Source organism: Methylocaldum sp. GT1BB, from assembly GCF_051027545.1.
Classification (GTDB): domain Bacteria; phylum Pseudomonadota; class Gammaproteobacteria; order Methylococcales; family Methylococcaceae; genus Methylocaldum.
This window is the reverse complement of sequence record NZ_CP194902.1, coordinates 4,971,536-4,993,207: the sequence shown is the minus strand read 5'-3', so window position 1 is coordinate 4,993,207 and position 21,672 is coordinate 4,971,536. Positions and strand designations below refer to the sequence as shown.

The window sequence follows — 21,672 nt, the reverse complement described above, 5'->3', positions numbered from 1 at the left end:
CCGAAATTACCAGTGAATTGAAAAGCTTAGCGTTCCATCACGTTCCGCCAAATCTGCTGCACGCGGGAACGCAGTTCGAAATGTTCATGGGCCGGAACCAGCGCGGGCACTTCAAGCAGCGCAAGCCGGTGGGTACGTTCACGGAAAAGGCAATAGGCCTGCCTTAATAGTCCGGCATCGTCAGAACTTAAAAAACCGGCCTTCGTGAGAGAGTCCAGCAGGCGTACCACGTCGGTCCACTCGGTCAGTTTATTGCAATCGTGAGCACGCGAAAGAACCCCGAATTGTACTATAAACTCGATATCGACGATACCGCCGAAACTTTGCTTCAAATCGAACACGTCGGGGTCTTTTGCTGCCAGATTGGCGCGCATTTTTTCGCGCATTTCGCGAATTTCGGTCCGTAGGGTTTCGGTATCCCGCTCCCGGCACAGAGACTTCTCGCGGATAGTGCCGAACCGTTCGCCGATTTCGGGATCTCCGGCGACGAACCGGGCCTTTACCAGCGCCTGCTGCTCCCAAGTCCAGGCGTTATCCATTTGGTAGGTGTCGTACGCGTCGACACTGCTGACCAGAAGACCGGAACTTCCGGACGGCCGAAGCCGCAAATCCACCTCGTAGAGAATGCCCGCGGGGGTATTCGCCGTCAAAAGATGAATGATGCGCTTGCCCATCCGCGCGAAAAACTCGGCGGTGCTGACCGGCCGCTCGCCATTGGTGAGAGCGCTGTCGACGCCGTCATAGAGGAAGACCAGATCCAGATCCGATCCGTAGCCGAGTTCCAGCCCGCCCATTTTGCCGTAGGCGATTACGCCGAAACCGCCGACTTGGTCGACGCTTGCGCCGGGAGGAACGCCGTGCCGCGCGGCCGTCAGTCGCCAAGCTTGTCGCATGACTTCGTTCACCAGCACTTCGGCGATATAGGTGAGATAGTCGCTGACCACCATGATCGGAATGGCGCCGACGAAATCGGCTGCCGCGACTCTCAAAATGCTGCTTTGCTTGAACTGGCGCAGGCCGATCAGGATTTGTTCGAGATCCTCGGGATCGATCGAGTCGAGCTTCCGGCTCAGTTCCCGTTCCAGTTCCGCCTTCGACAGCGGCGTGTAAAGCGCGCGCGGGTCCAGCAATTCGTCCAGAAGCAGAGGATGTTGGGCGATATAGTTGGTGATCCAGGGGCTGCCCGCTGCCAGTTTGACGAGCTGCGACAAAGCTTGCGGGTTCTCCGCCAGAAGGGTCAGATAAACGTTGCGGCTAGCGATGGCCTCCAATAGCGCGAAAATCCGCTCCAGGGCATTTTCGGGCTGTTCGGTCGAGGCCGTGGCTCGGAGTAGCATGGGCATCAGGCGAGCGAGTTCCGAAGCGCCCCTCGGAGTGAGATTCTTGATGGCGTGGGAAGTCTGGAACGTCTCGATGAGTTTTGCCCCGGATTCAGGTGTAGGCCAGCCGAGATTCCGCAATGCCATGTAAATCTGTTCGCGATCGCCGCTCAATGCGAAAAAGTCTCGGCCCTCGGCCTTGACCGGCGCGACGACCTGTTCGAACACCTCGTGAACCTCCCGGCGCACCGCATCGATGCGCGCTTTGAAGCTCTCCCAGGCGGAAAAGCCCATCGCGAAAGCGAGGCTGAGCCGCTGTACAGGGCCGGTGGGAAGATCGTGGGTTTGCCTGTCGGCGTATTGTTGCAGCCGGTTTTCGACCGTGCGGAGAAAGCGATAGGCCTCCTGAAGTTTTTCGACCGTGGGCTTGGGCAGCAAGCCCAGATCGGCCAGGGTTTCCAGCACGACCTGGATGCGGCGCTCCTGCAGGCGTTTCTCGCGTCCGCCGCGGATCAGTTGAAATGCCTGGCCGATGAACTCGATTTCCCGAATGCCGCCCGGACCGAGCTTGATGTTTTCCTGGCGGTCCTTGCGTTGCAGTTCCAGCGAGATTTTCTGCTTCAATTCGCGCAATTCGCCGAGCGTTCGGTAATCGAGATAACGCCGATAGACGAAAGGCTTGAGAAATTCCTGAAGTTCGCGTCCGGCTTCGATATCGCCGGCGATGGGGCGCACCTTGACCATGGCGTAGCGTTCCCACTCGCGCGCCTGGCTTTGGTAGTACGCTTCCAAGGCATAGAAGTTCTGAACCAGGGGGCCCGAGTCGCCGAACGGGCGCAAGCGCAGGTCGACGCGGAAGATGAAGCCGTCCTCGGTCTGGGTGTCCAACACCTTGACCAGATTGCGCGCCAGCTTGGTGTAAAACTCGCAGTAGCTGGTTTCGCGCTTGTCCGCCAGAACCCCGTCGTCCCGATAGGCGAAAATCAGATCGATGTCGGACGAGAAATTCAGCTCGAAGGCGCCGAGCTTGCCCATGCCCAGCACGACCAGCGATTGCGGCCGGCCTTGCTTGTTGACCGGCGTTCCCTTGGCGGCGCAGGCTTGGCGAAAAAGAAAGTCCAGGCTTTCCTGTACACACACGTCGGCGAGCGCGGATAAATCCCGGAGGGTTTCTTCCAGGCTTGCCCAGCCGGCAATGTCGCGCCAGGCGATGCGCACCATTTCCCGGTTACGGAAGCGGCGCAGAACGGCCATCAACTCCGTTTCGGTAGCTACGCCTTCCAGGAGCTGTCGCAGGTCGCCGCGACAGGTTTCCTCGTCGGTCGAGTTCACCAGCCGGCCCGATTCCAATAAGTCTTGCAGGAGCTCCGGCCGGCGGGCGCATTGTTCGGCGACGAAAGGGCTCGCGGCCCAGACCGGACCCAAAGAGCCTTTGATCTTGTCCGGAAACTCGTCGAGTTCGATTCCGAGGTGCGCCGAGTGTGCGGAAAACGCGGTCCAAGCCGAGGCTACCGGCTGTTTGAGCGGTTCGGGCAAGCGCTGCAGAAAATCGGAGTTGTCGGACATAAGACAGTCTTAACGATGATGGAGTGGGTCAGGCCTCGGGACATGATCGTTTCAGGGCTTTTTAGCATCGTTACCGAAAAACGACGTCAAAAAGCCCTGGAAGAAATCCCCGTGCTCGTCCCGCTTTTCGCGTGCGGCTATCAGTGCCTCACGGACTTCTTCCTTCAATTTGGCATCGGAAAGCAACATGTAAGGCCGAATCGGTGCTTTCTCGGCTTTTTCCAAATAAGGCAGGGCCTTGTCATACTCGCCCTGCTGCAACAAAAAGTCGCCGTAAAAATAATTCGAATCCAGGGCGTTCGGATATAGCTTCAAAGCCGCTTCCAGATATTGACGGGCCGAATCGTCGTCTCCGAAGGAGATTGGCCAGCCGGGAAGCCGGTAATAAAGATTGCCGAGGGTGATATAAGCCGATCCTTCCATGGCGCGGGGATCGATGTCTATCGCCTTGATGAGCAGTTCCCGGGCCTCGCTGACCCTGCTCAGCGAGCTCAAACCGACGTCCGCAGCGGCGTAGGTGCAGAGGACGATGGCCTCCAGAACCAGCGGATCGGCTTCTTTGGGGTACTGCTCGGACACGGCATGAACCCTGGCCAGAAGGCCTTTGAACTTCTCTGCATGTTCAGATGGCGGCAGGCGGTAAAAAATCTCCGCCCATTCGTCTTCAAGACGCCGGACGGCCTCATGAACGCCCGATTCGGCCTTCGAGTGGCTGGTACCGGGGAGAATAACAGCTAACAAGGCGAGTACGAGATGTAAGGATTTCAAATGCAAATTTTCAGCAGTGGGCGATGAAACGAGCATTCTAACAATCGAGGATCGGGTGGTTAATGAGGAATGTCTATAGATTCTCGAGGTGGCGGCCGGTCCGATTGACTGGCTACGGCTGATCGGATTTTTCGTTGCCGAAATTTCTTCTCGTTTTTTCTATCTCTCGCCGATAAGTCTCGGCGTCGCCGTAATCGAGAAACCGGCCGTATGAGGAGTGGGGCGATTTGATGCGGCGCGCGTGTTTGATGGGACACCAGTGCTGTTCGGTGCGGGCGGCAATCTCGCGGACGTACGCGAGAAGGCCGTTACCGTAGGAACAGTACGCGCAATTGAGTTTTTCGATCAGATTCAGATAAGCCAATCGTCCTCGGTCGAAGACCAGGTAATCGCCGCGTTTTACCTTAGGAATGCCGTAAATCGGGAAGCAAACCGCCTGGTATAGCGTGACGGCCAGATCCAGAAGGACGAAAGGGACGATCAATGAGTAAATGATCGGCGCGGTGAGCAGCGTGAGCGGGTTGGCCCTGACGATGTACTTGGTCAGGCTCGCCTTGAGTCTGCGGTGTTCCCGCAACAGTTCGTGGGCATAATCGATCCTTCCGTTGCGGAGCTTGATCCGGAATTCTTCCCTATGTTTGGCCAGTTCGGCTTCGAGTTCCTCTTCGAGCGCTTGGATGTTTTCGATCAGGGTCGCGATTCGTGGGTTCATGAGGTGCTCGAAGAGACGGGAAAATGGATCGTCTACGATAGCACGAAAGTCGCAGATTCAGCCGGCTAATGAAAATCCCGGCAGGGCACGCTCAAGTTACCCAGCCAGTGGCTCAAGTCTTCCAGCCGGCCGGCAACGAGGTGCAACACGCCGTCTTCTTCCTGCACCGTGCCGTGCACGGCGAGGAGTCCCGCTTGCAGAACGATGTGGCGCTGCCGCTGGACCAGGCTGGGCCAGACGATGACATTGGTCTGGCCGGTTTCGTCTTCGAGGGTGAGAAAGATGACGCCGGAAGCGGTCATCGGGCGCTGCCGGCAGATGACAAGGCCGGCGGTGCGCGCGAAGCATCCGTGGCCCAGTGCGCGCAATTCCTCGGCACTGAGCAGGCGCCGTGCGGCGAGCCGGGAACGCAGCAGAGTCAAGGGATGGCGGCGCAGGGTGAGTCCGGTGGACGCGTAATCGGCGACGATGTTTTCGCCCTCGCGGGGCGGACGCAGCAAGGGCACGCCCTCGTCGAACGCCGGCTGGCCGAACAGCGGCGTGGGGCGTTCGTGCGCGCTCATATCCCAAAACGCGCGATGCCGGTGGCCGGCGAGTCCGTGCAAGGCATCGGCCGCGGCCAATGCTTCGGAATCACGGCGGTCGAGTTTTGCGCGGGCGATCAGGTCGGCGGCATCGGCAAAGGGCTTCTCCAGCCGGGCGGCGACGATGCCTTCGGCGCCTTGCCGCGACAAACCTTTCATCAGGCGCAGGCCGAGGCGGAGGGCGGACGGTTCGGGGGGCGACCCTTCGAGTGTGCAATCGTAATCGCTGTACCGCACGTCGACTGGGCGGACATCCACGCCGTGACGGCGCGCATCCTGAACGAGCTGGGCGGGAGCGTAAAAGCCCATGGGCTGGCTGTTGAGCAGCGCGCAGGTGAAAGCGGCGGGATGATGGCATTTCAGCCAGGCCGAAACATATACCAATAAGGCGAAGCTGGCGGAATGCGATTCCGGAAAGCCGTATTCGCCGAAACCCTGAATCTGCCGGTAGATCTGCTCCGCGAACTCGGCGCTGTAGCCGCGTTCGCGCATGCCTTCGATCAGACGGCTTTGGAATTTCTCCAGACCGCCGCGCCGATGCCAGGCCGCCATGGCGCGGCGGAGCTGGTCCGCCTCGCCGGCGCTGAAACCGGCGGCCACCATGGCGATCTGCATCACCTGTTCCTGGAAAATCGGGACGCCCAGGGTGCGCTCGAGCACTTTTTTCACGTCGGGACCGGGATAAGTGACCGGTTCCCGGCCGCTGCGCCGCGCCAGATAAGGGTGGACCATGTCGCCCTGAATGGGACCAGGGCGCACGATCGCCACCTGAATGACCAGGTCGTAGTAGTTCTCGGGTTTCAAGCGGGGCAGCATGGCCATTTGGGCGCGGGATTCCACCTGAAACACCCCAAGGCTGTCGGCCCGTTGCAGCATGGCGTAGACCGCCGGATCTTCCGCCGGAATGCGGTCCAGGCTCAGTGCTTCACCGCGCCAGTTGCTCACATAATCGAGCGCCTTGCGGATGGCGGTCAGCATGCCTAAGGCGAGAACGTCCACCTTGAGCAGGCCGAGCGCTTCCAGATCGTCCTTGTCCCATTGAATCACGGTGCGTTCAGGCATCGCCGCGTTTTCCACCGGCACCAAGCGCGGCAAGGCGTCCGCCGCGATGACGAAGCCGCCGGTGTGTTGCGACAGATGGCGCGGAAAGCCGCGCAATTGCCGGACCAATCCGGCGAGCAGGCGGAGTTTCGGATTCTTAGGGTCGAAGCCGGCGGCTTGGAGGCGTTCGGTATCCACACCGTCGCCGCTCAAAAAATGGGCGGCTCCGGCCAGATGGTCGATCTGCTCGCGGCTGAAGCCTAACGCCTTGGCCACGTCGCGCACCGCGCTGCGGGTCCGGTAAGTGATGACGCTGGCGGCCAGGGCGGCGCGCTGCCGGCCGTATTTGCGGTAGATGTATTGGATGACTTCCTCGCGCCGCTCGTGCTCGAAATCCACGTCGATGTCGGGCGGTTCGTTCCGCTCGCGGGAGATGAAGCGCTCGAACAAAAGATCGAGACGCCCCGGATCGACTTCGGTGATGCCTAGGCAATAGCAGACCGCCGAGTTGGCGGCCGAACCGCGACCCTGGCAGAGAATGCTCTGCTCGCGGGCGAAGCGGACGATGTCTTGAATGGTGAGGAAATAGGGCTCATAGGCGAGATCGGCGATCAAAGAGAGTTCGTGTTCGATTTGCCGCCGCACCTTGTCGGGAGCGCCGTCAGGCCAGCGGCGCCTGACACCTTCCTCGGTCAAATGACGCAGCCAACTCTTTGGTGTATGGCCTTCCGGTACCAGTTCGGCCGGATATTCGTAGCGGAGTTCATCGAGCGAAAACCGGCATCGTTCGGCGATGCGCACGGCTTCCGCCAGCAGCTCCGGGGGATAGAGCCGGGCCAGGCGGGACAGCGGGCGGAGATGACGCTCGCCGTTCGGGAACAGCGCGTAGCCGAGCTCGGAAAGCGGCCGGTTCAGGCGAATGGCGGTGAGCGTGTCTTGCAGAGGCTGCCGTTCCGGGCTGTGCATGTGCACATCGTTGCAGGCCACCAAAGGCAGTCCCAGATCGCTGCCGAGCCGGCAAAGGCGATTCAGCCGTTCCCGGTCCGTTCCGCTCAGGAACAGCTCCACGCCGATCCAAAGACGGCCGGAAAAACGCTCCTTAAGCCAGACGCCTTGTTCCGGTTGCGGCGTTTCGCCCGGCAGCCATAGCGCCAGGCAATGGTCCAGCGGGTGTCGTTCCAGTATGAGGCGGTCCAGCCGGTAATGGCCTTTGGGCGCATTCATCCGGGCTGCGGTGATGAGGCCGGAAAGCTGCGCGTAGCCTTCCCGATCGGTGGCCAGCAGCACCAGCTTGAGCCCGTCTTCCAATCGCAAACGGTCGTCCCGGGAGCGCCAGGACGACCCTTCCAATCGCAAACGGTCGTCCGGGGAAGGGGCTGGCCGGCGCTCCCGGCCAGGTCGTTTGCGATTGGAGCGTCGAACCGATCCTTCCAACCGGAATTCGCTGCCGACGATCAGCTTCAAGCCGTGACGGCGCGCCTCCAGATGAGCTTTTACCACTCCGGCCAGGGAGCATTCGTCGGTCAGCGCCAGTGCGGTATAGCCGAGGCGGGCTGCCGTTTCGACCAGCTCTTCCGGGTGCGAGGCGCCGCGCAGGAAGCTGTAATTGCTGAGGCAATGGAGTTCGGCCATATCCTATGACGCCGAGCCGAGATAAGCCCGCAGCTGCGGTGGGACGGTCCTTTGCGTCAGCCGGTTCTTGAACTCCCACTCCCGGTGTTTTTCCACCGAAACCAGGAATTGTGTTTCCTTGCCGGCGTGCAGGGCTGTCGGGATGCCGTCCCGGAACAGCACGCGATTGCCCGGGAGCGCGGGGATTTTCGCGCCGGGCGTGACGATGCCGACGAGATTCAGCGGATCGACGGCGCTGAGCGTGACCAAGGTTTCGGTGTCTTTCTCCTTGCGCACCGCGCGCAGGGCTTCCACGGCTTCGGGCAGGGCGAACTGCTCGCCGAAATGGCCGGCCACGAAGCGTCCTCCGCGTATTTCGCCGCGCGCTTCCAGACGCCGGTAAATGCGTAGGAGATCCTGCCAGGGCGGCGCGACGGTCTCGCGGGCCAACAGCGCCCGAAACACGACGCCATAGCGCTTGAGCAGTGTGCCGGCGATATGCTCGACGGCTTCCTGATCGGCCGACTCGGATGCGTTCTCGTCGAGTAGCAAGGGCGGTTGCACGAGCGTCCAGCGCCCGGCTTCCGCCATTCCGAAGGAAAGTCCCCGATAGCGCTGCTTTTTTTGCTCGGGGATCAGCAGGGCGCGCAGCCCCATGAAACTGTCCGAGGCGACCCACCCGCGCGCCACCAGTTCCGCCAGCGTGTTTTCCAGCTGGGTCGGCAGTAGACCTGTCCACTGCGCCAGTTCTTCGAAAAAGAGAGCGCCGCGGGTTTTCAGGATATCCGCTACGTGCCGTGCGGCGGGCGACAGCTCGGTTGACTCGCTTTGAACGGCGAACTGCCGCCAGTACGATAGATGACGCCGGGCTATGAGCGCCATGGGCGAGGATTTGACGGGCCCTTGGCCGCCTTTGGCGGCGGAAAGCCGGGTCCAGACAATCTTGCCCGAAAGACACAGGGCGTCGAGCCAGGCCGGGTCGTAATCGGCAATTCGCGCCGGCAGCACATCGCCTTCCCAGGCAACCGCGGCCGCCTCGAAGCCTTCCAGTTGGGCCAGGACCGCCGCGAGGGCTTGCGCGCCCTGCATGCGGTTTTCGGGATGCACGTGCTGCCAGCGGAACAGGAAACGCATGAAATCGGCGCTGGGCACCGGTTCGATTTCCTGGCGCAGACGGTTGATGGTGTAGCGGTGGATGCGCGCCAGAAGGCGCCTTTCGCACCATTCTTCCGTGCCGGCTCCTGGCGTATACGACCCGCGCAGGACGAAGCCTTCGTTCTGCAGCGCCAGGAGAGCATACTCGACGCGGCCGACGGGAAGAGCCATGGCTTCCGCCAGTTCCGCCGCCGTGACCGGCCCGGTGCAGTCGATGCGCGCGCGGACGATTTCCTTCAGCGCGTCTTCCGGCGTCCAGGTTTGCTCCAGATACTCCGGCGGCAGTTGTGCCGCATAACCGATGCCAGCCGACGAGGAGCCATCGGCCTGCGCATACACCGCCTGGAATTGCGGCAAGCGCTCGGCCGCAATCCAAAGAATGTTGCCGCTCGCTACATGCAATTCCGCCACGCGCCCTTGCAGCTTCAACTCCCGAAAGAATGCTTCCCAGCCGATTTCCGCTTCGGATTGCTGGAGAAAGCCCAGCATCTGCAAGGCGTCGTGCAGCTCGTCGGCGTTGGAGGCCTCGGGCCAGGCTTCCTGCCGCACCCGGTCGATGGCCGCCTGGTCGAGACGTCCGAGGTCCGCGGCTTCGGAAGGATCGAGCCAGCGGCGGCTGGCCACCGCGCGGGTCCGGCGCTCTTCCAGAGGCGCGCCGTCGAGGAAGCTGTAAACCTTGGAATTGACGATTTCGGCGGCGAGCGGCGAGGGTTCGGTCAGATCGCGGCACACCACGCGGATCGCGCCGCTTTCGATCCCGCCGATCACCTCGATCAACCGGTCGATGTCCATGGCTTCGGTCAGGCAATCGTGCACGGTCTGGTTGACCAGCGGATGATCGGGCACCTCCCGGTCGCCGACGATGTTCTCGAAGCACGCGAGCTGGTCGGGAAACACGCAGGTGACGAGGTCTTCCGCCTGCATGCGGAGGAGATAGGGGGGCGTCTTACGGCCGCCCTGAAAGCGCTTGAGCGCGAGCGAGCAGACGGCGTTCCAGCGCCAGCGCACGTTGAACATCGGGGCCGCGAGCAGCGCCTGCACCAACAAATCGCGCACGGTGTTGGCGTTCAGGAAACGCGTGACGTCCTCCAGCGGAAAGCTTTGCGAGACGCCCAGTGACAGGATGATGGCGTTCTCGGTGGCGGCGGCTTGCAGCTCGAAGTTGAAGGTACGGCAGAAGCGCTTGCGCAGGGCGAGTCCCCAGCCGCGATTGACCCGGCTGCCGTAGGGCGCGTGAATGATGAACTGCATGCCGCCCGATTCGTCGAAGAAACGTTCGAACACCAGGGTGTCCAAGGTGGGCAGTGTGCTTAGGGCCAGCTTGGCCGCGGCCAGGTAGTTGACGGCCTGCACTGCGGCCAGCGACGACACGCCGACCTCCTTTTCGAGAAAGGCATTGGCGGCGGGTAGATTCAGGTTCTTATCCGGGCCTACAAAGCCTGTATCGAACGGCCTTTCCAAGCGCTCCTCGATTTCCCGCCGGAGCCGCGCCACCGCGTAAGACAGCTCATGAGTCCGCCCTGGCGCTTCGCCGAACCAGAACGGGATATTGGGCGGCTGATGTCGGGCATCCTCCACGCGCAAGGTGCCGGCTTCGAGCCGCAAGACCCGCCAGCTCGCGTTGCCGAGCTGGAAAATGTCGCCGGCCAGGCTTTCGATGGCGAAATCTTCGTCCACGGTGCCGATGAATTCCCCGGAGGGTTCCAGGATCACGCGGTATTCGGCGTTGTCCGGAATCGCCCCGCCGCAGGTCACGGCGGTGAGTCTCGCGCCTCTCCGGGCCCGCAAGCGCTTGTGGATGCCGTCCCGGTGCAAATAGGCGCCGCGCGGCCCGCGCCGGGTACTGAAGCCCTCCGCCAGCATCTTGACGATTTCGTCGAACTCTTGCCGGCTCAGTTCGCGGTAGGGAAACGCGCGGCACACGGTGCGGTAAAGCTCGTCCTCCGACCAGTCCGCCGCGGCCACCATTGCGACGATCTGCTGAGCCAGGACATCCACGGGCTTTTGCGGCATGATCAAGCGATCCAGATCGCCTCGTCGTATCGCATCGATCAGAGCGATGCATTCGATGAGATCGTCCCGGCTGGCCGGGAACAGCCGGCCCTTGGGCAGACCTCCTGCAAAGTGCCCGGAACGGCCCACTCGCTGCAGAAAGGTGGAGATCGAGCCGGTGGTTCCCAGTTGGCAAACCAGGTCCACGTCGCCCACGTCGATGCCGAGTTCCAAGGAGGCGGTGGCGACCAGCGCTTTCAGCTTCCCCGTTTTCAGCCGGTGCTCGGCGGAAAGCCGCTGCTCCCGCGACAGGCTGCCGTGGTGCGAGGTGACGTGTTCCTCGCCCAGCCGTTCGCTCAGGGCGCGAGCCACCCGTTCCGCCATGCGGCGCGTGTTGACGAAGATCAGCGTGGTCTTGTGCGCCTCGATCAAGGTCGTCATGCGGTCGTAGATTTCCTTGGCCGCTTGCTGGGAGAGCACCGCCTCCAGCGGCGAATCGGGCAGCTCGATGGCCAGGTCGAGTCGGCGCCGGTGGCCGGTATCGATGATGCGGCAATTGGTCCCGCCGGTCAGAAAGCTTGCGACCGATTCGATGGGGTTCTGGGTTGCGGAGAGACCGATGCGGGTGAGGCGGTGCTCGACCAGTCGTTCCAGCCGTTCCAGCGACAAGGCCAGGTGCGATCCGCGCTTGCTGCCCACCACCGCATGGATTTCGTCGACGATCACCGTCCGAACGGTTTTCAGCATTCGCCTCCCACCTTCGCTGGTGAGAAGGATATAAACCGACTCGGGAGTGGTCACCAGAATATGCGGCGGATGCTTGTTCATAGCCGCCCGAGCGAGTGCCGGGGTGTCGCCGGTGCGGACCTGGGAGCGAATCGCCACGTTTGTCGAGCCGAGTTCGAATAGCCTGGTGTTGATTCCGTCCAGCGGCGCTTCGAGGTTCTTGTGGATATCGTTGCTCAGCGCCTTGAGCGGCGAGATGTAGAGCACGCGGGTTTCTTCCGGCAAACCGAAGACTTCGCCTTCCCTAACCAGATCGTCTATGGCGGCCAGAAACGCCGCGAGGGTTTTGCCGGAACCGGTGGGCGCGGCAATCAGCGTATGCCAGCCGGATTTAATGGCGTCCCAGGCTTCGGTCTGGCATTCGGTCGGCGCGGGGAAGGCGTCCCGGAACCAAGCCGAGACAGCTGGGTGAAATCGATCGAGAATCATGGAACTACGTTACCCCAAAGCGGACGGCAATCTCAATCAGGCTTATCGTCGCGGCCGGGCGATCGCGCAGTTTTCACCCTCTCCCTCTGGGAGAGGGTGAAAACGACGCCGCACCGGGACCCTTTGACCGATGTCCCAGTTTTGTTATAGCGGTTTCGGTCAAGGTATCGTATTTTCCGCGGCAGTCGATTTTACGGTTTCGATTTCATCCGAAGAGATTCGGATCAATAAGGGCTACCTCCTTGCACAGATTTCCAATCAGACGGATTTTGAGTAACGGCTATGTTGTAGCGGCATTGGCGACAGCAACCATAGTGATCGTTCAGTATTTCCTGCTGCCGCTTTTCATGGGATCGCCTCCTTTGCTTCTCTTCCTGCTCGGAGTGGCGCTTGCGGCCTGGTACGGCAGCTTTAGGGCGGGACTTTTTGCCACCGTGTTGAGCACCTTGGCGAGTATCTTCTATTTGATCGAGCCTCTCCATTCATGGCAGATCGTGGAACAAAGGGAGTGGCTCAGAACCTTGCTGCTGTTGAGCGTGGGCGCTGTGCTCAGCCTGATGGTTTCGCTTCTGCGTAGCGGAGAACGAAAGGCGCTCCTCGAGGTGCTGCGGCAAAAGGAACGACTCGAGCGGGAAATCGTCGAGCGCCAGCGGGCCGAACAGGCGCTGAACGCGGCGCATACCGAGGTCGTGAACGAGCGCAGCCGGCTCGAAGCCATCATGGAAACCTTGCCCGTGGGTGTGGCCATCCTGGACGCACAAGGCGGCATCATCGGCACCAACCGAGCCGTCGATCAGGTTTGGGGCGGGCCGTGTCCGCCCGTACGGTCGGTCAGCGATTATGCCGTCTTTAAAGCGTGGTGGGTGGATACCGACGAGCGCGTCCGGCCGGAGGATTGGGCCCCGGCGCAAGTCTTGAAAAAAGGAGAGCCGGTCGTCGGGCAGCTGATGGAAATTCTGCGTTTCGACGGCGCTCGGGCCATTGTTCACAACAGCGCCGCACCCATCCGCGACGCTACCGGTCGCATCGCGGGCGCCGCGGTGGTGGTTATGGACATCAGCGAAAGCGTCAAGCGGGAACAGGCGTTGCGGGAGAGTGAGGAGCGGTACCGATTGGCGATCGATGCCGCGCAGATGGGTACCTGGGATTGGGATCTCGGCAGCCGGAAAGTCGTGGGGAATTCTCGTCATGCCGCGCTTTTTGGCTACCCGCCCAAGGAGACGGTGATGGACGAAGGAATGATTTCCGATCGGATACATCCGGAGGATTTGCCGCATGTCGCGGCCACCGTCGACGAGGCGAGGGAAGGTCACACCCGCTATGACTGCGATTTCCGCATTGTCTGGCCGGACGGTTCGGTTCGATGGGTTTCGTCGATCGGAGATTTCCACTATGACGCCCATGGCACTCCGGTGCGCATGATCGGGGTGTTGCGGGACATTACCGACCGTAAACAGGCGGAGGAAGCGCTTCGCGATGCCGACCGGCAAAAGAACGAATTCATCGCCATGCTCGGACACGAACTCCGGAATCCGCTGGCGCCTATCCGGAATGCGGTTCATCTGATGCGCAAGCTGGATACTCCCGATCCCAATCTGCGGTGGGCGCGCGATGTGGTCGACCGGCAAGTCGATCATCTGGCTCGCTTGGTGAGCGATCTGTTGGATGTGTCGCGAATCGTACAAGGCAAACTCACGCTTCAAATCACTCTGGTCGATCTCGTGACGGTCATCAACCAGGCTGTCGAAACCAGTCAGCCGCTGATCGAGTCCAGACACCACACGCTTTCGGTCGCGATGCCCGAAGAGCCGGTGTATCTCGAAGGTGACCACGTGCGCTTGGTTCAAGTCGTTTCGAATCTTCTCGACAATGCTGCCAAGTACACGCCGGAAGGCGGCAGAATTTGGCTTGCCGCAGTCGCCGAGAACGGGGAAGCGATCATCTCCATCCGCGATACCGGCGAAGGAATCTCCAGCGCATTACTGCCCCATCTTTTCGATGCATTCACCCAAGCCGCGAGAACGCTGGACCGAGCGCAAGGCGGGCTCGGACTGGGTTTGATGATCGTTCAGAAAATCATCGAGATGCACGGGGGAAACGTCGAAGTCAAAAGCGAAGGGCTCGGCAAAGGCAGCGAATTCGTAATACGCTTGCCGCTTTGCGAGCAGGTGTGCGTGGTTCCCGGATTGTAGGATGCGGTTTGTGCCTCACCGCATCCTACGTTCTCGTTTCTTGATTACAAGTCAGTTTGTAGGATGTGGTGACCGAAGTGAACCGCATCAATCGCGAACGATGCGCTTCCAATCGCAAACGGTCGCTTTAGTCGCGACCCTTCCTTCGTCAGCACATCCTATAGACGAGGCTCAATGCAGCTTGATCTTCGGCCTCAATCTCCGCCGGAAGAATCCCGAGACCATCAGCATGCTGACCCGGATCGGTCCGAATAGCGCCAGTTGGTGCATCTTGTAGAGCGAGAGGTAAACCAGCCGGGCGATCAGGCCCTCGATCATCACGGTGCCCATCAGATTGCCCATCAGATTGCCGACGGTGCTGTATTTGCCGAGCGATACCAGCGAGCCGTAGTCCTTGTATCGGTAGGTGAGCATGGGCTTGCCCTCCAGTTTTCGACGGAGATTCTTCAGGACGAGGGTGGCTTGCTGATGGGCGGATTGGGCGCGTGGCGGAACGGTGGAGTTTTTTTCCGGCCAAGGGCAGGCGGCGCAGTCGCCGATGGCGAAGATGTCGTCGTCGACGGTGGTTTGCAGGGTGGGGCGGACCACGACCTGGTTGATCCGGTTGGTTTCGAGATCCGTGATGGTCTTGAGAAAATCGGGTGCTTTGACGCCGGCAGCCCAGACTTTCAGCGCCGCCGGGATGAATCGGCCGCTTTGGGTCTTCATGCCTTCCTTGGTAACTTCCACCACGCGCTCGCCGAGATGGACCTGAATGCCGAGTTTTTCCAGCTGTTTGAGCGTGGATTTGGAGAGGCGCTCGGGCAGTTCCGGGAGCAATCGGTCGGCGGCCTCGATGATGTGAATCTGGAGGTCGGACGGCTTCACGTTATCGAGCCCGTAGGCGCTCAATAGCCGTGTGGCCTGATGAAGCTGGGCGGACAGCTCGATGCCCGTGGCGCCTCCGCCGACGATGGCGACGTCCAATTGACCGGTTTCCTTGACGCCTCCGGTGGCGTGGGCGTGGAAATACGCTTCCAGCAGCCGGTTTTGGAACTGTTCCGCCTGGTCGGTGGTATCCAGGAACAGGCAATGTTCGGCCACGCCGGTGATGCCGAAATCGTTGCAGATGCTGCCCACGGCGATGACCAGCATGTCGTAGGGATGGGTGCGGGGCGGCATGATTTCTTCGCCCTTTTCGTTCACCATCGCCGCCAGATGGACTTGTTTGTTGGTGCGATCGAGACCGTCCATGCGGCCCAATACGTACCGGAAACCGTTGCTGCTCGCCTGGGCTAGATAATCCAGTTCGTCGTCGTGGGAATCCAGGGTGCCGGCGGCCACTTCGTGCAGCAGCGGTTTCCAGATGTGAGTGCGGCTGCAATCGATCAGCGTGATATCGGCCTTCTTCCGGCCAAGGCTCTTGCCGAGCTGCGTAACCAGTTCCAGACCGCCGGCGCCGCCGCCGACCACCACGATCCTGGGCCGGTTTTCACTTGTTTTAGATTCGCTCATATCCTCTCCCCCCTTTTTTAATAGATGACTGATCTAAGACTGGAATAAGCCGGTCTTGCCCCCTTGAAAGGGCGGTACCCGTTCCCGGCATTTTCGCGTCTTGCCGAAAATGTGATGCTTATCCCGTGCGTAATTCTTTTCCGGTGCTTTGCTTGGTATAAGCATCCGTCTGAAGCGGCGTTGATGGGACGGCTGCGTAAATCCGCTGAAACAATCGATGAGTCTACGCTGTTATCGATGGCGAATTGATCGGTATGCCAAAACCGCTAGTCCAAACTGTGATAGCGGAAAAATGCGACATCGAGCGCCTCCCGAATATTCGCTGAAGCCGGCTCCCCCGGCCCGCTGGCGGTCCGGATTGAGTCGCGCCGATGACGGATTACCGTGAGATGTTCGGCCGCTGCGGATTCTGCCACAGCCGAAGGTCCGATGTCTTTAATCCGGTGTGCGTCGAGGAACGCGGTGGATGTTCGTCTTAGCCCTTGCTAATATTCGAGCATAGGATTTGGTTATCGGTTGGCTGAAGAACTAGCGATGAGTCGGTTTGTCTTACGGACGTTAATCAGATGTGTGCCCCACAGGATTTTGTGCTGAATTCCGAGTTTCCAAATCCCATTCCCGATTGGAGCGACCAAATTCCTGTTCCGCTCGTTACTATTCGACTGGCCGATCAAAAGCTGCTTTTTCTCAATCGCCCGGCTCGCGAACTTTTCGGCGATACCGTCAAACCCGGACTCGATGCGTCGGTGCTGTTCGACGACCCTAATGCTCTGCGGCAGTTGCTCGAATCGGTGTGCTCTGACAAGAAGACGGTCCGTTCGGAGGCGCTTCTTAAGAACGCGTCGAACAAACACCATAAGTATTCGATCGACGCAAGCGCGGCCGAGCTGGACGGCGAGCCTATCGCCGTGTTGTCCTTGATCGATGTGCCCGCCTATATACCCCAGCCGGAAGAAGCCGAGTTTCGTTCCAACATCGCTTTGTGGCGGGGGGTGTTCGACCAGGCGGCCGTCGGGATCGCTTTGTTGGATACGAATTTTCGGTTTATCGAGGTGAATCGGCGTTGGTTGGAACTGTTCGGATACACCGCCGACGAAATGAGCGCGTTATCTCCGAGCGATCTCATTTCCTCGGAAGACAGTTTCGTATCGCGCGAACGAGCCGAGGCGCTTTTGGGCGGTGAAGTCGACCAATACCGGGGAGAGAAGCGTTTGGTCCGAAAGGACGGAAGCGTATTCTGGGGCGATTTGTCCGCGAGCATGCTGCGGGACGGGAAAGATACGGTATCCGTGATTTTAACTTTTCTGATCGACATTACCGATCGCAAGCTGGCGGAAGATAAATTGCAGGCCAGCAACGAGCGGCTCGAAGCGCAATTGGCCGAGAACCGGATATTGCAGGAAAAACTGAGAGATTTGGCGGTACGCGATCCGCTGACGTCGCTGTTCAACCGGCGGTACATGGAAGAGACCCTGAGGCGCGAGTTGTCACGATCGGCCCGGGAAGATCAGCCGCTCAGTCTGGTCATGATCGACATCGACCATTTCAAGCAACTCAACGACACTTATGGTCATCCGGCGGGGGATCTGGTCCTGAAGGAACTGGCAGCACTGTTGCTGCGCCACCTGCGCAGCGAGGATATCGTCTGCCGCTTCGGCGGCGAGGAATTCGTGGCCATTCTGCCGGGCGCTCCGTTGTTGACGGCGGCTCAGCGTGCCGAATCCTGGCGTTTGGCGTTTCAGGAATTACACATCGTTTATGAAGACCAAGTATTAACCAGCACGCTCTCGATGGGGATCGCGGAATATCCTCGTCATGGCGCGACCAGCGAGGACCTTCTGTTCCAGGCCGATAGTGCGATGTACATGGCCAAGCGTGCGGGAGGCAATCGGGTGATGGTCTGGGGTTGAGTAGTCTTTGGCGCTGGTGCGCCGTTTGCTTGTCTTGCTCGACCTTGTGTGTTTATACGGATTTTCATGAAGCATTCTCTGTCTCGCTCTGATATCTCTTCTCACGCTATCGATGACTTGGAGGCGCGGCTGATGGCTACTGCCGGCGGGGCCGAACGCGGCAAGATCGCCGAGGCCCTGAACCTCGCCCGCAGGGCGCGGGATCAAGATACGATCGTCAGGCCGCGCGGCATCGACGTCGCGGATATTCTCCTCGGGATCAAGGCCGATGGGCTCACGCTGCAGGTTGCGCTGCTGAGCGATCCTTATCTCCGCGATACGCTCAAGGAAGCCGACATCAAGGCCCAATTCGGGGAGACCGTCGCCGATTTGGTGCAGAAGGTCAATTGGCTCAACACCTTCGACGAATACCGTCCGACCGAAATCAAGGAGCCCGCCCAGGCGGAACTCTTGCGCCGCATGCTTTTATCGGTGGTCAACGACGTGCGTGCGGTGCTGGTCAAGCTCGCCTATCGTCTGCAGCGCTTGCGGCTGCTCAAGAATCAGGACGGCGAGTTGCGCCAAAGGATCGCCATGGAAACCCTGGACGTGTTCGCGCCCCTGGCGAACCGGCTGGGCGTGGGGCAGCTCAAGTGGGAGCTGGAGGATCTCGCTTTTCGCTATCTAAACCCCGACAAATACCGCGATCTTGCCAACCAGTTGGCGACCAACCGCGCCACGCGGGAAGCTTTCGTCGGTCAATTCATCGAGATACTGCGGCAGGAATTGGAAGCGAACCATATCCACGCCAAGGTTTACGGCCGTCCCAAGCACATCTACAGCATTTATCGGAAGACGCAGCGCAAGGAGCTGGACCTGGAGGAGCTGTATGACCTGCACGCCGTAAGGGTCATCGTCGACGATGTTGCGACCTGTTATGCGGTGCTCGGTCTGGTGCACGGCCGCTGGCTCCACGTTCCCAAGGAGTTCGACGATTACATCGCCAACCCCAAGGAAAACGGCTATCAATCGCTGCACACGGTGGTGATCGGACCCGAAGGCCGGCCGGTCGAAGTTCAGATTCGCACCCAGGCCATGCACGATTTCGCCGAATACGGTGTCGCGGCTCACTGGCGATATAAGGAAGGCGGCAAGCAGGACGCGGTTCTCGATCGCAGCATCAATGCCCTGCGCCGCCTGCTGGAAAGCAGGGACGACGATCAGTCGATGCTGGAGGATTTCCGCGCCGAACTGTTCGAGGACCAGATCTTCGTGCTGACGCCGAAAGGGCAGGTGGTCCGGTTAAGTAAAGGAGCGACGCCGCTGGATTTCGCCTATCACATCCACACCGAGGTGGGGCACCGCTGCCGCGGCGCGAAGGTCAACGGACGTATCGTGCCGTTGACCTATTCGCTCAAGTCCGGCGAAAAGGTCGAAATTCTCACCGCCAAGCACGGCGGTCCGAGCCTCGGGTGGCTCGATCCGCACCTGGGTTATGTCAGGACGGGCCACGCGCGTACCAAGATCCGCCAATGGTTCAAGCAGCAGGATCATGAAAAGCATCTTCGCGCCGGGAAATCCATTCTGGACCGGGAGCGGCAGAAGCTGGGCATCAAGGAAGTCGATCTGGACGAGCTGGCACGGCATTTCCATTTGCCGCGCGGGGACGATCTGCTGCTGGCCGTCGGCCGCGCCGACATCGCTCCGGCCCAACTGGCCAATGCCTTGAAGCTTCCGGAATGGCAGCCGAAGGTTCCGGCGGCTCCCCCGGCGAAAAAACCCTTGCCGCCGGCGACGGGCAAGGCATCGGAAGAGGTGACCATCCAGGGAGTCCGCAACCTTCTGACCTATTTCGCCCATTGCTGCGAGCCCAAGCCCGGCGATCGGATCATCGGTTATGTAACGGTGGGCAAGGGCGTCGCCATCCATCGCCAGGATTGCGACAACATCATTCAGTTGCCGCCCCGCAAGATGAGCCGTCTGATCGACGTGGCCTGGGGTACGGAGCCGGAAGCGTTCCCGGTGGAGCTCGAAGTCAAGGCGCTGGATCGAAAGGGGCTGCTCAAGGACATCACCCATATTCTGGCGCACGAACATATCAATATCGTGCGCACCCACAGCGAGACCAACGGGGACGATCAGTCGGTCGTCATGAGGATCACGGCCGAGGTATCGGACCCCGGACAGCTCAGCTCGGTGCTGGACAAGATCGGCCAGGTGCACAACGTGTTCAGCGCCAGGCGCTTGCAGCACGGGTGAGGGGTTGTGATTTCTTTTCGCATTAGTCGCTTTGGTAAAAGGTGCCGCTGATCGCGGCGACTGCTTTGGAGCGGGTCTCGCCCCGCTGGCGAGTTACTTTTGCAAACCCTATCCATGGGGTTTGCCCTTCGGGCCAGCCTTTGGCTGTCCAAACTCGCTCCCGGCGAGTTTGTCTTTGCTTGCCCAAAGACAAATTTGTCGGGAACAAATTTGGACGCGCGAAGTGCGCCCGAAGGGTTTGCGCCAGGACAGGCGCAAATCCAAAGTAACCCAAAGAAAGGGCACCCGGATGGCGCGCTGATCCTGCGCTTCGCCGCCTTGATCCGGGGGCGACAAAAGGCACGTCCGTGTGCCTTTGTCGCCGCACGCGATCCCTCGCGTGCCCCTTCGGGCGGTTCCGACTCAAGCCGGCGATGCTCGGGCGCGCCATAACGGGAAAAAAACAGAAGACCGAAATGTTCTATACGTAATACGTAGTCTCCTTAGTGTTGCCCCCATCGGTCGATCATTGCGCCAAGCCAGCCCCGGGAATAGGCCAAACCGTGATAGATCGCCAACGCCAGACGCGCCCAGCGGATATAGAGCCCCGGCCGGCGGATCAAACGGGCGAACCGGAATACCGGATGGCTCCAGGCCGTGATCAGGCTGCGAAACCGGTAAATCAGTTTTCTTCGGGCGGATAGGCCTCGGGAATCCGGCGGTACACGCTTGCTCGGCTTCACGCCGGGACGCCGCCAACTCAGTCGATAGGCGAGACCCTCCCGGCGCTGCCGAAAACCCGCGGCCTGGGTTTGTTCGACGAACCGGGCGTCGACCGGCGTCAGGTGCAGCCGGCCTTGTTCGAACCCGGTCGTCACGAGCCGTTCCATTTCCGGCGAGCGGACGATGACCACATTCGTGCCGCGCCCGTCGGATGAATAAGGTTCCACCCAGGCATCGCCGAAGGCGATGTCGGCCGTTTCCGCGACCACGTCGTCGCAGGCGTTGCAGGCCGAGTTCTGAAAAAAACCGGCGCCCCAGTCGCCGTCCGCCAGATGCCACCAGTCCTTCTGTACCACTTGCCCGTTCCTGAGCGTCAATTGAGCGGTGTACCAGTTCGCCGGACGATCGGGGTCCTTATGGCGGAATTCGACATCTAAAATGTCGTCCATCGAGACACCCATTTGCCAGGCGAAGCTTTCCACGAAACGGGCGCTTTTCATATGGCCGCAGAAAAGCCCCAGGGTGAACCGAATGCGTTCGCGAAACACGGGATCATAGCGGCGGAGGAGTTGTACCGCCTTGATGAAACAGGGGACTCCGACCACGGCATAGCGTCCCGGATTCGCCCGGATGAGTCCGAGCGCGTCCGATAATTCCACCGGATAATAGCGCGACTTCGCGCCAGCCAGGATTTCGTCCTCGGTGCGCGAGATCCGATAACGGAAGAACAGCCCGTCGCGCTTCGGGTCCGTGGCCGCGACATGCGCCGCGCCGTCGATCCGCCCGCTGCGCAGCAATTCCGCCAAAACCCAGCTGACCATGCCGCCCGAGCTTCCACGCTCGCGGAAGTCCTTTTCGGCCACGTAACCCACGTAGGCGGCTCGAAAATGTCCCACGGCGGAATCGTGCCGGCCGGCATCCGGAAAAAGCTGCTCGGCCAGCTCGTTCTCGTCCCTTGCACCAGGCGAAAACGGGCAGATTCGCGCGAACTCCGAGGATCTGCGGCGCAGCCATTCGGGAGACCCTGTCGGCTTATATTGCCCGTACCGGTCCAGCTCCATCCGCGAGGCGAAGGCATTCGCCCGTGCCACGCAACTGCCGCAGCCGATGCAGAGATCAGAATCCACGATGTCCCGCGGACTGAAGGTCTGTCGATCGGCTGGGGTCGGCATC

General features: G+C 60.6%; 10 protein-coding genes. 3 read left to right on the top strand and 7 right to left on the bottom strand.

Annotated elements, in window-relative coordinates; translation table 11 throughout:
* Positions 1–26: 26 nt before the first annotated feature.
* The 5 genes from glnE to ACR2TX_RS23315 all read right to left on the bottom strand — a co-directional run bounded on the left by glnE (position 27) and on the right by ACR2TX_RS23315 (position 11,963).
* Entirely contained in the window at positions 27–2,885 is a 2,859-nt protein-coding gene (glnE, locus tag ACR2TX_RS23335; protein WP_434130784.1) for a bifunctional [glutamate--ammonia ligase]-adenylyl-L-tyrosine phosphorylase/[glutamate--ammonia-ligase] adenylyltransferase, read from the bottom strand.
* A gap of 51 nt (positions 2,886–2,936) precedes the next feature.
* Positions 2,937–3,653: a tetratricopeptide repeat protein gene (locus tag ACR2TX_RS23330; protein WP_168175350.1), complete on the bottom strand. Its 717-nt coding sequence runs from the start codon at positions 3,651–3,653 to the stop codon at positions 2,937–2,939.
* A 112-nt stretch (positions 3,654–3,765) separates the two neighbouring features.
* Positions 3,766–4,365: a hypothetical protein gene (locus ACR2TX_RS23325; protein ID WP_434113649.1), complete on the bottom strand. Its 600-nt coding sequence runs from the start codon at positions 4,363–4,365 to the stop codon at positions 3,766–3,768.
* A 65-nt stretch (positions 4,366–4,430) separates the two neighbouring features.
* On the bottom strand, positions 4,431–7,622 hold the full coding sequence (locus tag ACR2TX_RS23320; protein ID WP_434130783.1) for an error-prone DNA polymerase: 3,192 nt from the start codon (positions 7,620–7,622) through the stop codon (positions 4,431–4,433).
* Between the two features lie 3 nt (positions 7,623–7,625).
* Positions 7,626–11,963 (bottom strand): DEAD/DEAH box helicase, encoded by a 4,338-nt coding sequence (locus ACR2TX_RS23315; protein ID WP_434130782.1) that lies wholly within the window; start codon positions 11,961–11,963, stop codon positions 7,626–7,628.
* Positions 11,964–12,232: 269 nt separating this feature from the next.
* Here ACR2TX_RS23315 and ACR2TX_RS23310 point away from each other — a divergent pair, with 269 nt between their 5' ends.
* Positions 12,233–14,155, top strand: a complete 1,923-nt coding sequence (locus ACR2TX_RS23310) for an ATP-binding protein (protein ID WP_168183842.1) — start codon at positions 12,233–12,235, stop codon at positions 14,153–14,155.
* Between the two features lie 171 nt (positions 14,156–14,326).
* Here the strand turns inward: ACR2TX_RS23310 and ACR2TX_RS23305 are convergent, their stop codons facing one another.
* Positions 14,327–15,649, bottom strand: coding sequence for an NAD(P)/FAD-dependent oxidoreductase (locus tag ACR2TX_RS23305; RefSeq protein ID WP_086134559.1), 1,323 nt, complete (start codon positions 15,647–15,649; stop codon positions 14,327–14,329).
* Positions 15,650–16,215: 566 nt separating this feature from the next.
* Between ACR2TX_RS23305 and ACR2TX_RS23300 the strand changes: the two genes are divergently transcribed.
* Both ACR2TX_RS23300 and ACR2TX_RS23295 read left to right on the top strand, forming a co-directional pair.
* A complete protein-coding gene (locus ACR2TX_RS23300) occupies positions 16,216–17,559 on the top strand; it encodes a diguanylate cyclase (protein ID WP_086134558.1) in 1,344 nt (447 codons plus the stop codon).
* A gap of 132 nt (positions 17,560–17,691) precedes the next feature.
* Complete coding sequence (locus ACR2TX_RS23295) at positions 17,692–19,797, top strand: RelA/SpoT family protein (RefSeq protein WP_434113639.1); 2,106 nt, start codon at positions 17,692–17,694, stop codon at positions 19,795–19,797.
* 482 nt (positions 19,798–20,279) lie between these two features.
* On the opposite strand, the gene ACR2TX_RS23290 is transcribed toward ACR2TX_RS23295, so the two are convergent.
* A complete protein-coding gene (locus ACR2TX_RS23290; protein ID WP_434130781.1) occupies positions 20,280–21,671 on the bottom strand; it encodes a Coenzyme F420 hydrogenase/dehydrogenase, beta subunit C-terminal domain in 1,392 nt (463 codons plus the stop codon).
* Position 21,672 lies beyond the last annotated feature (1 nt).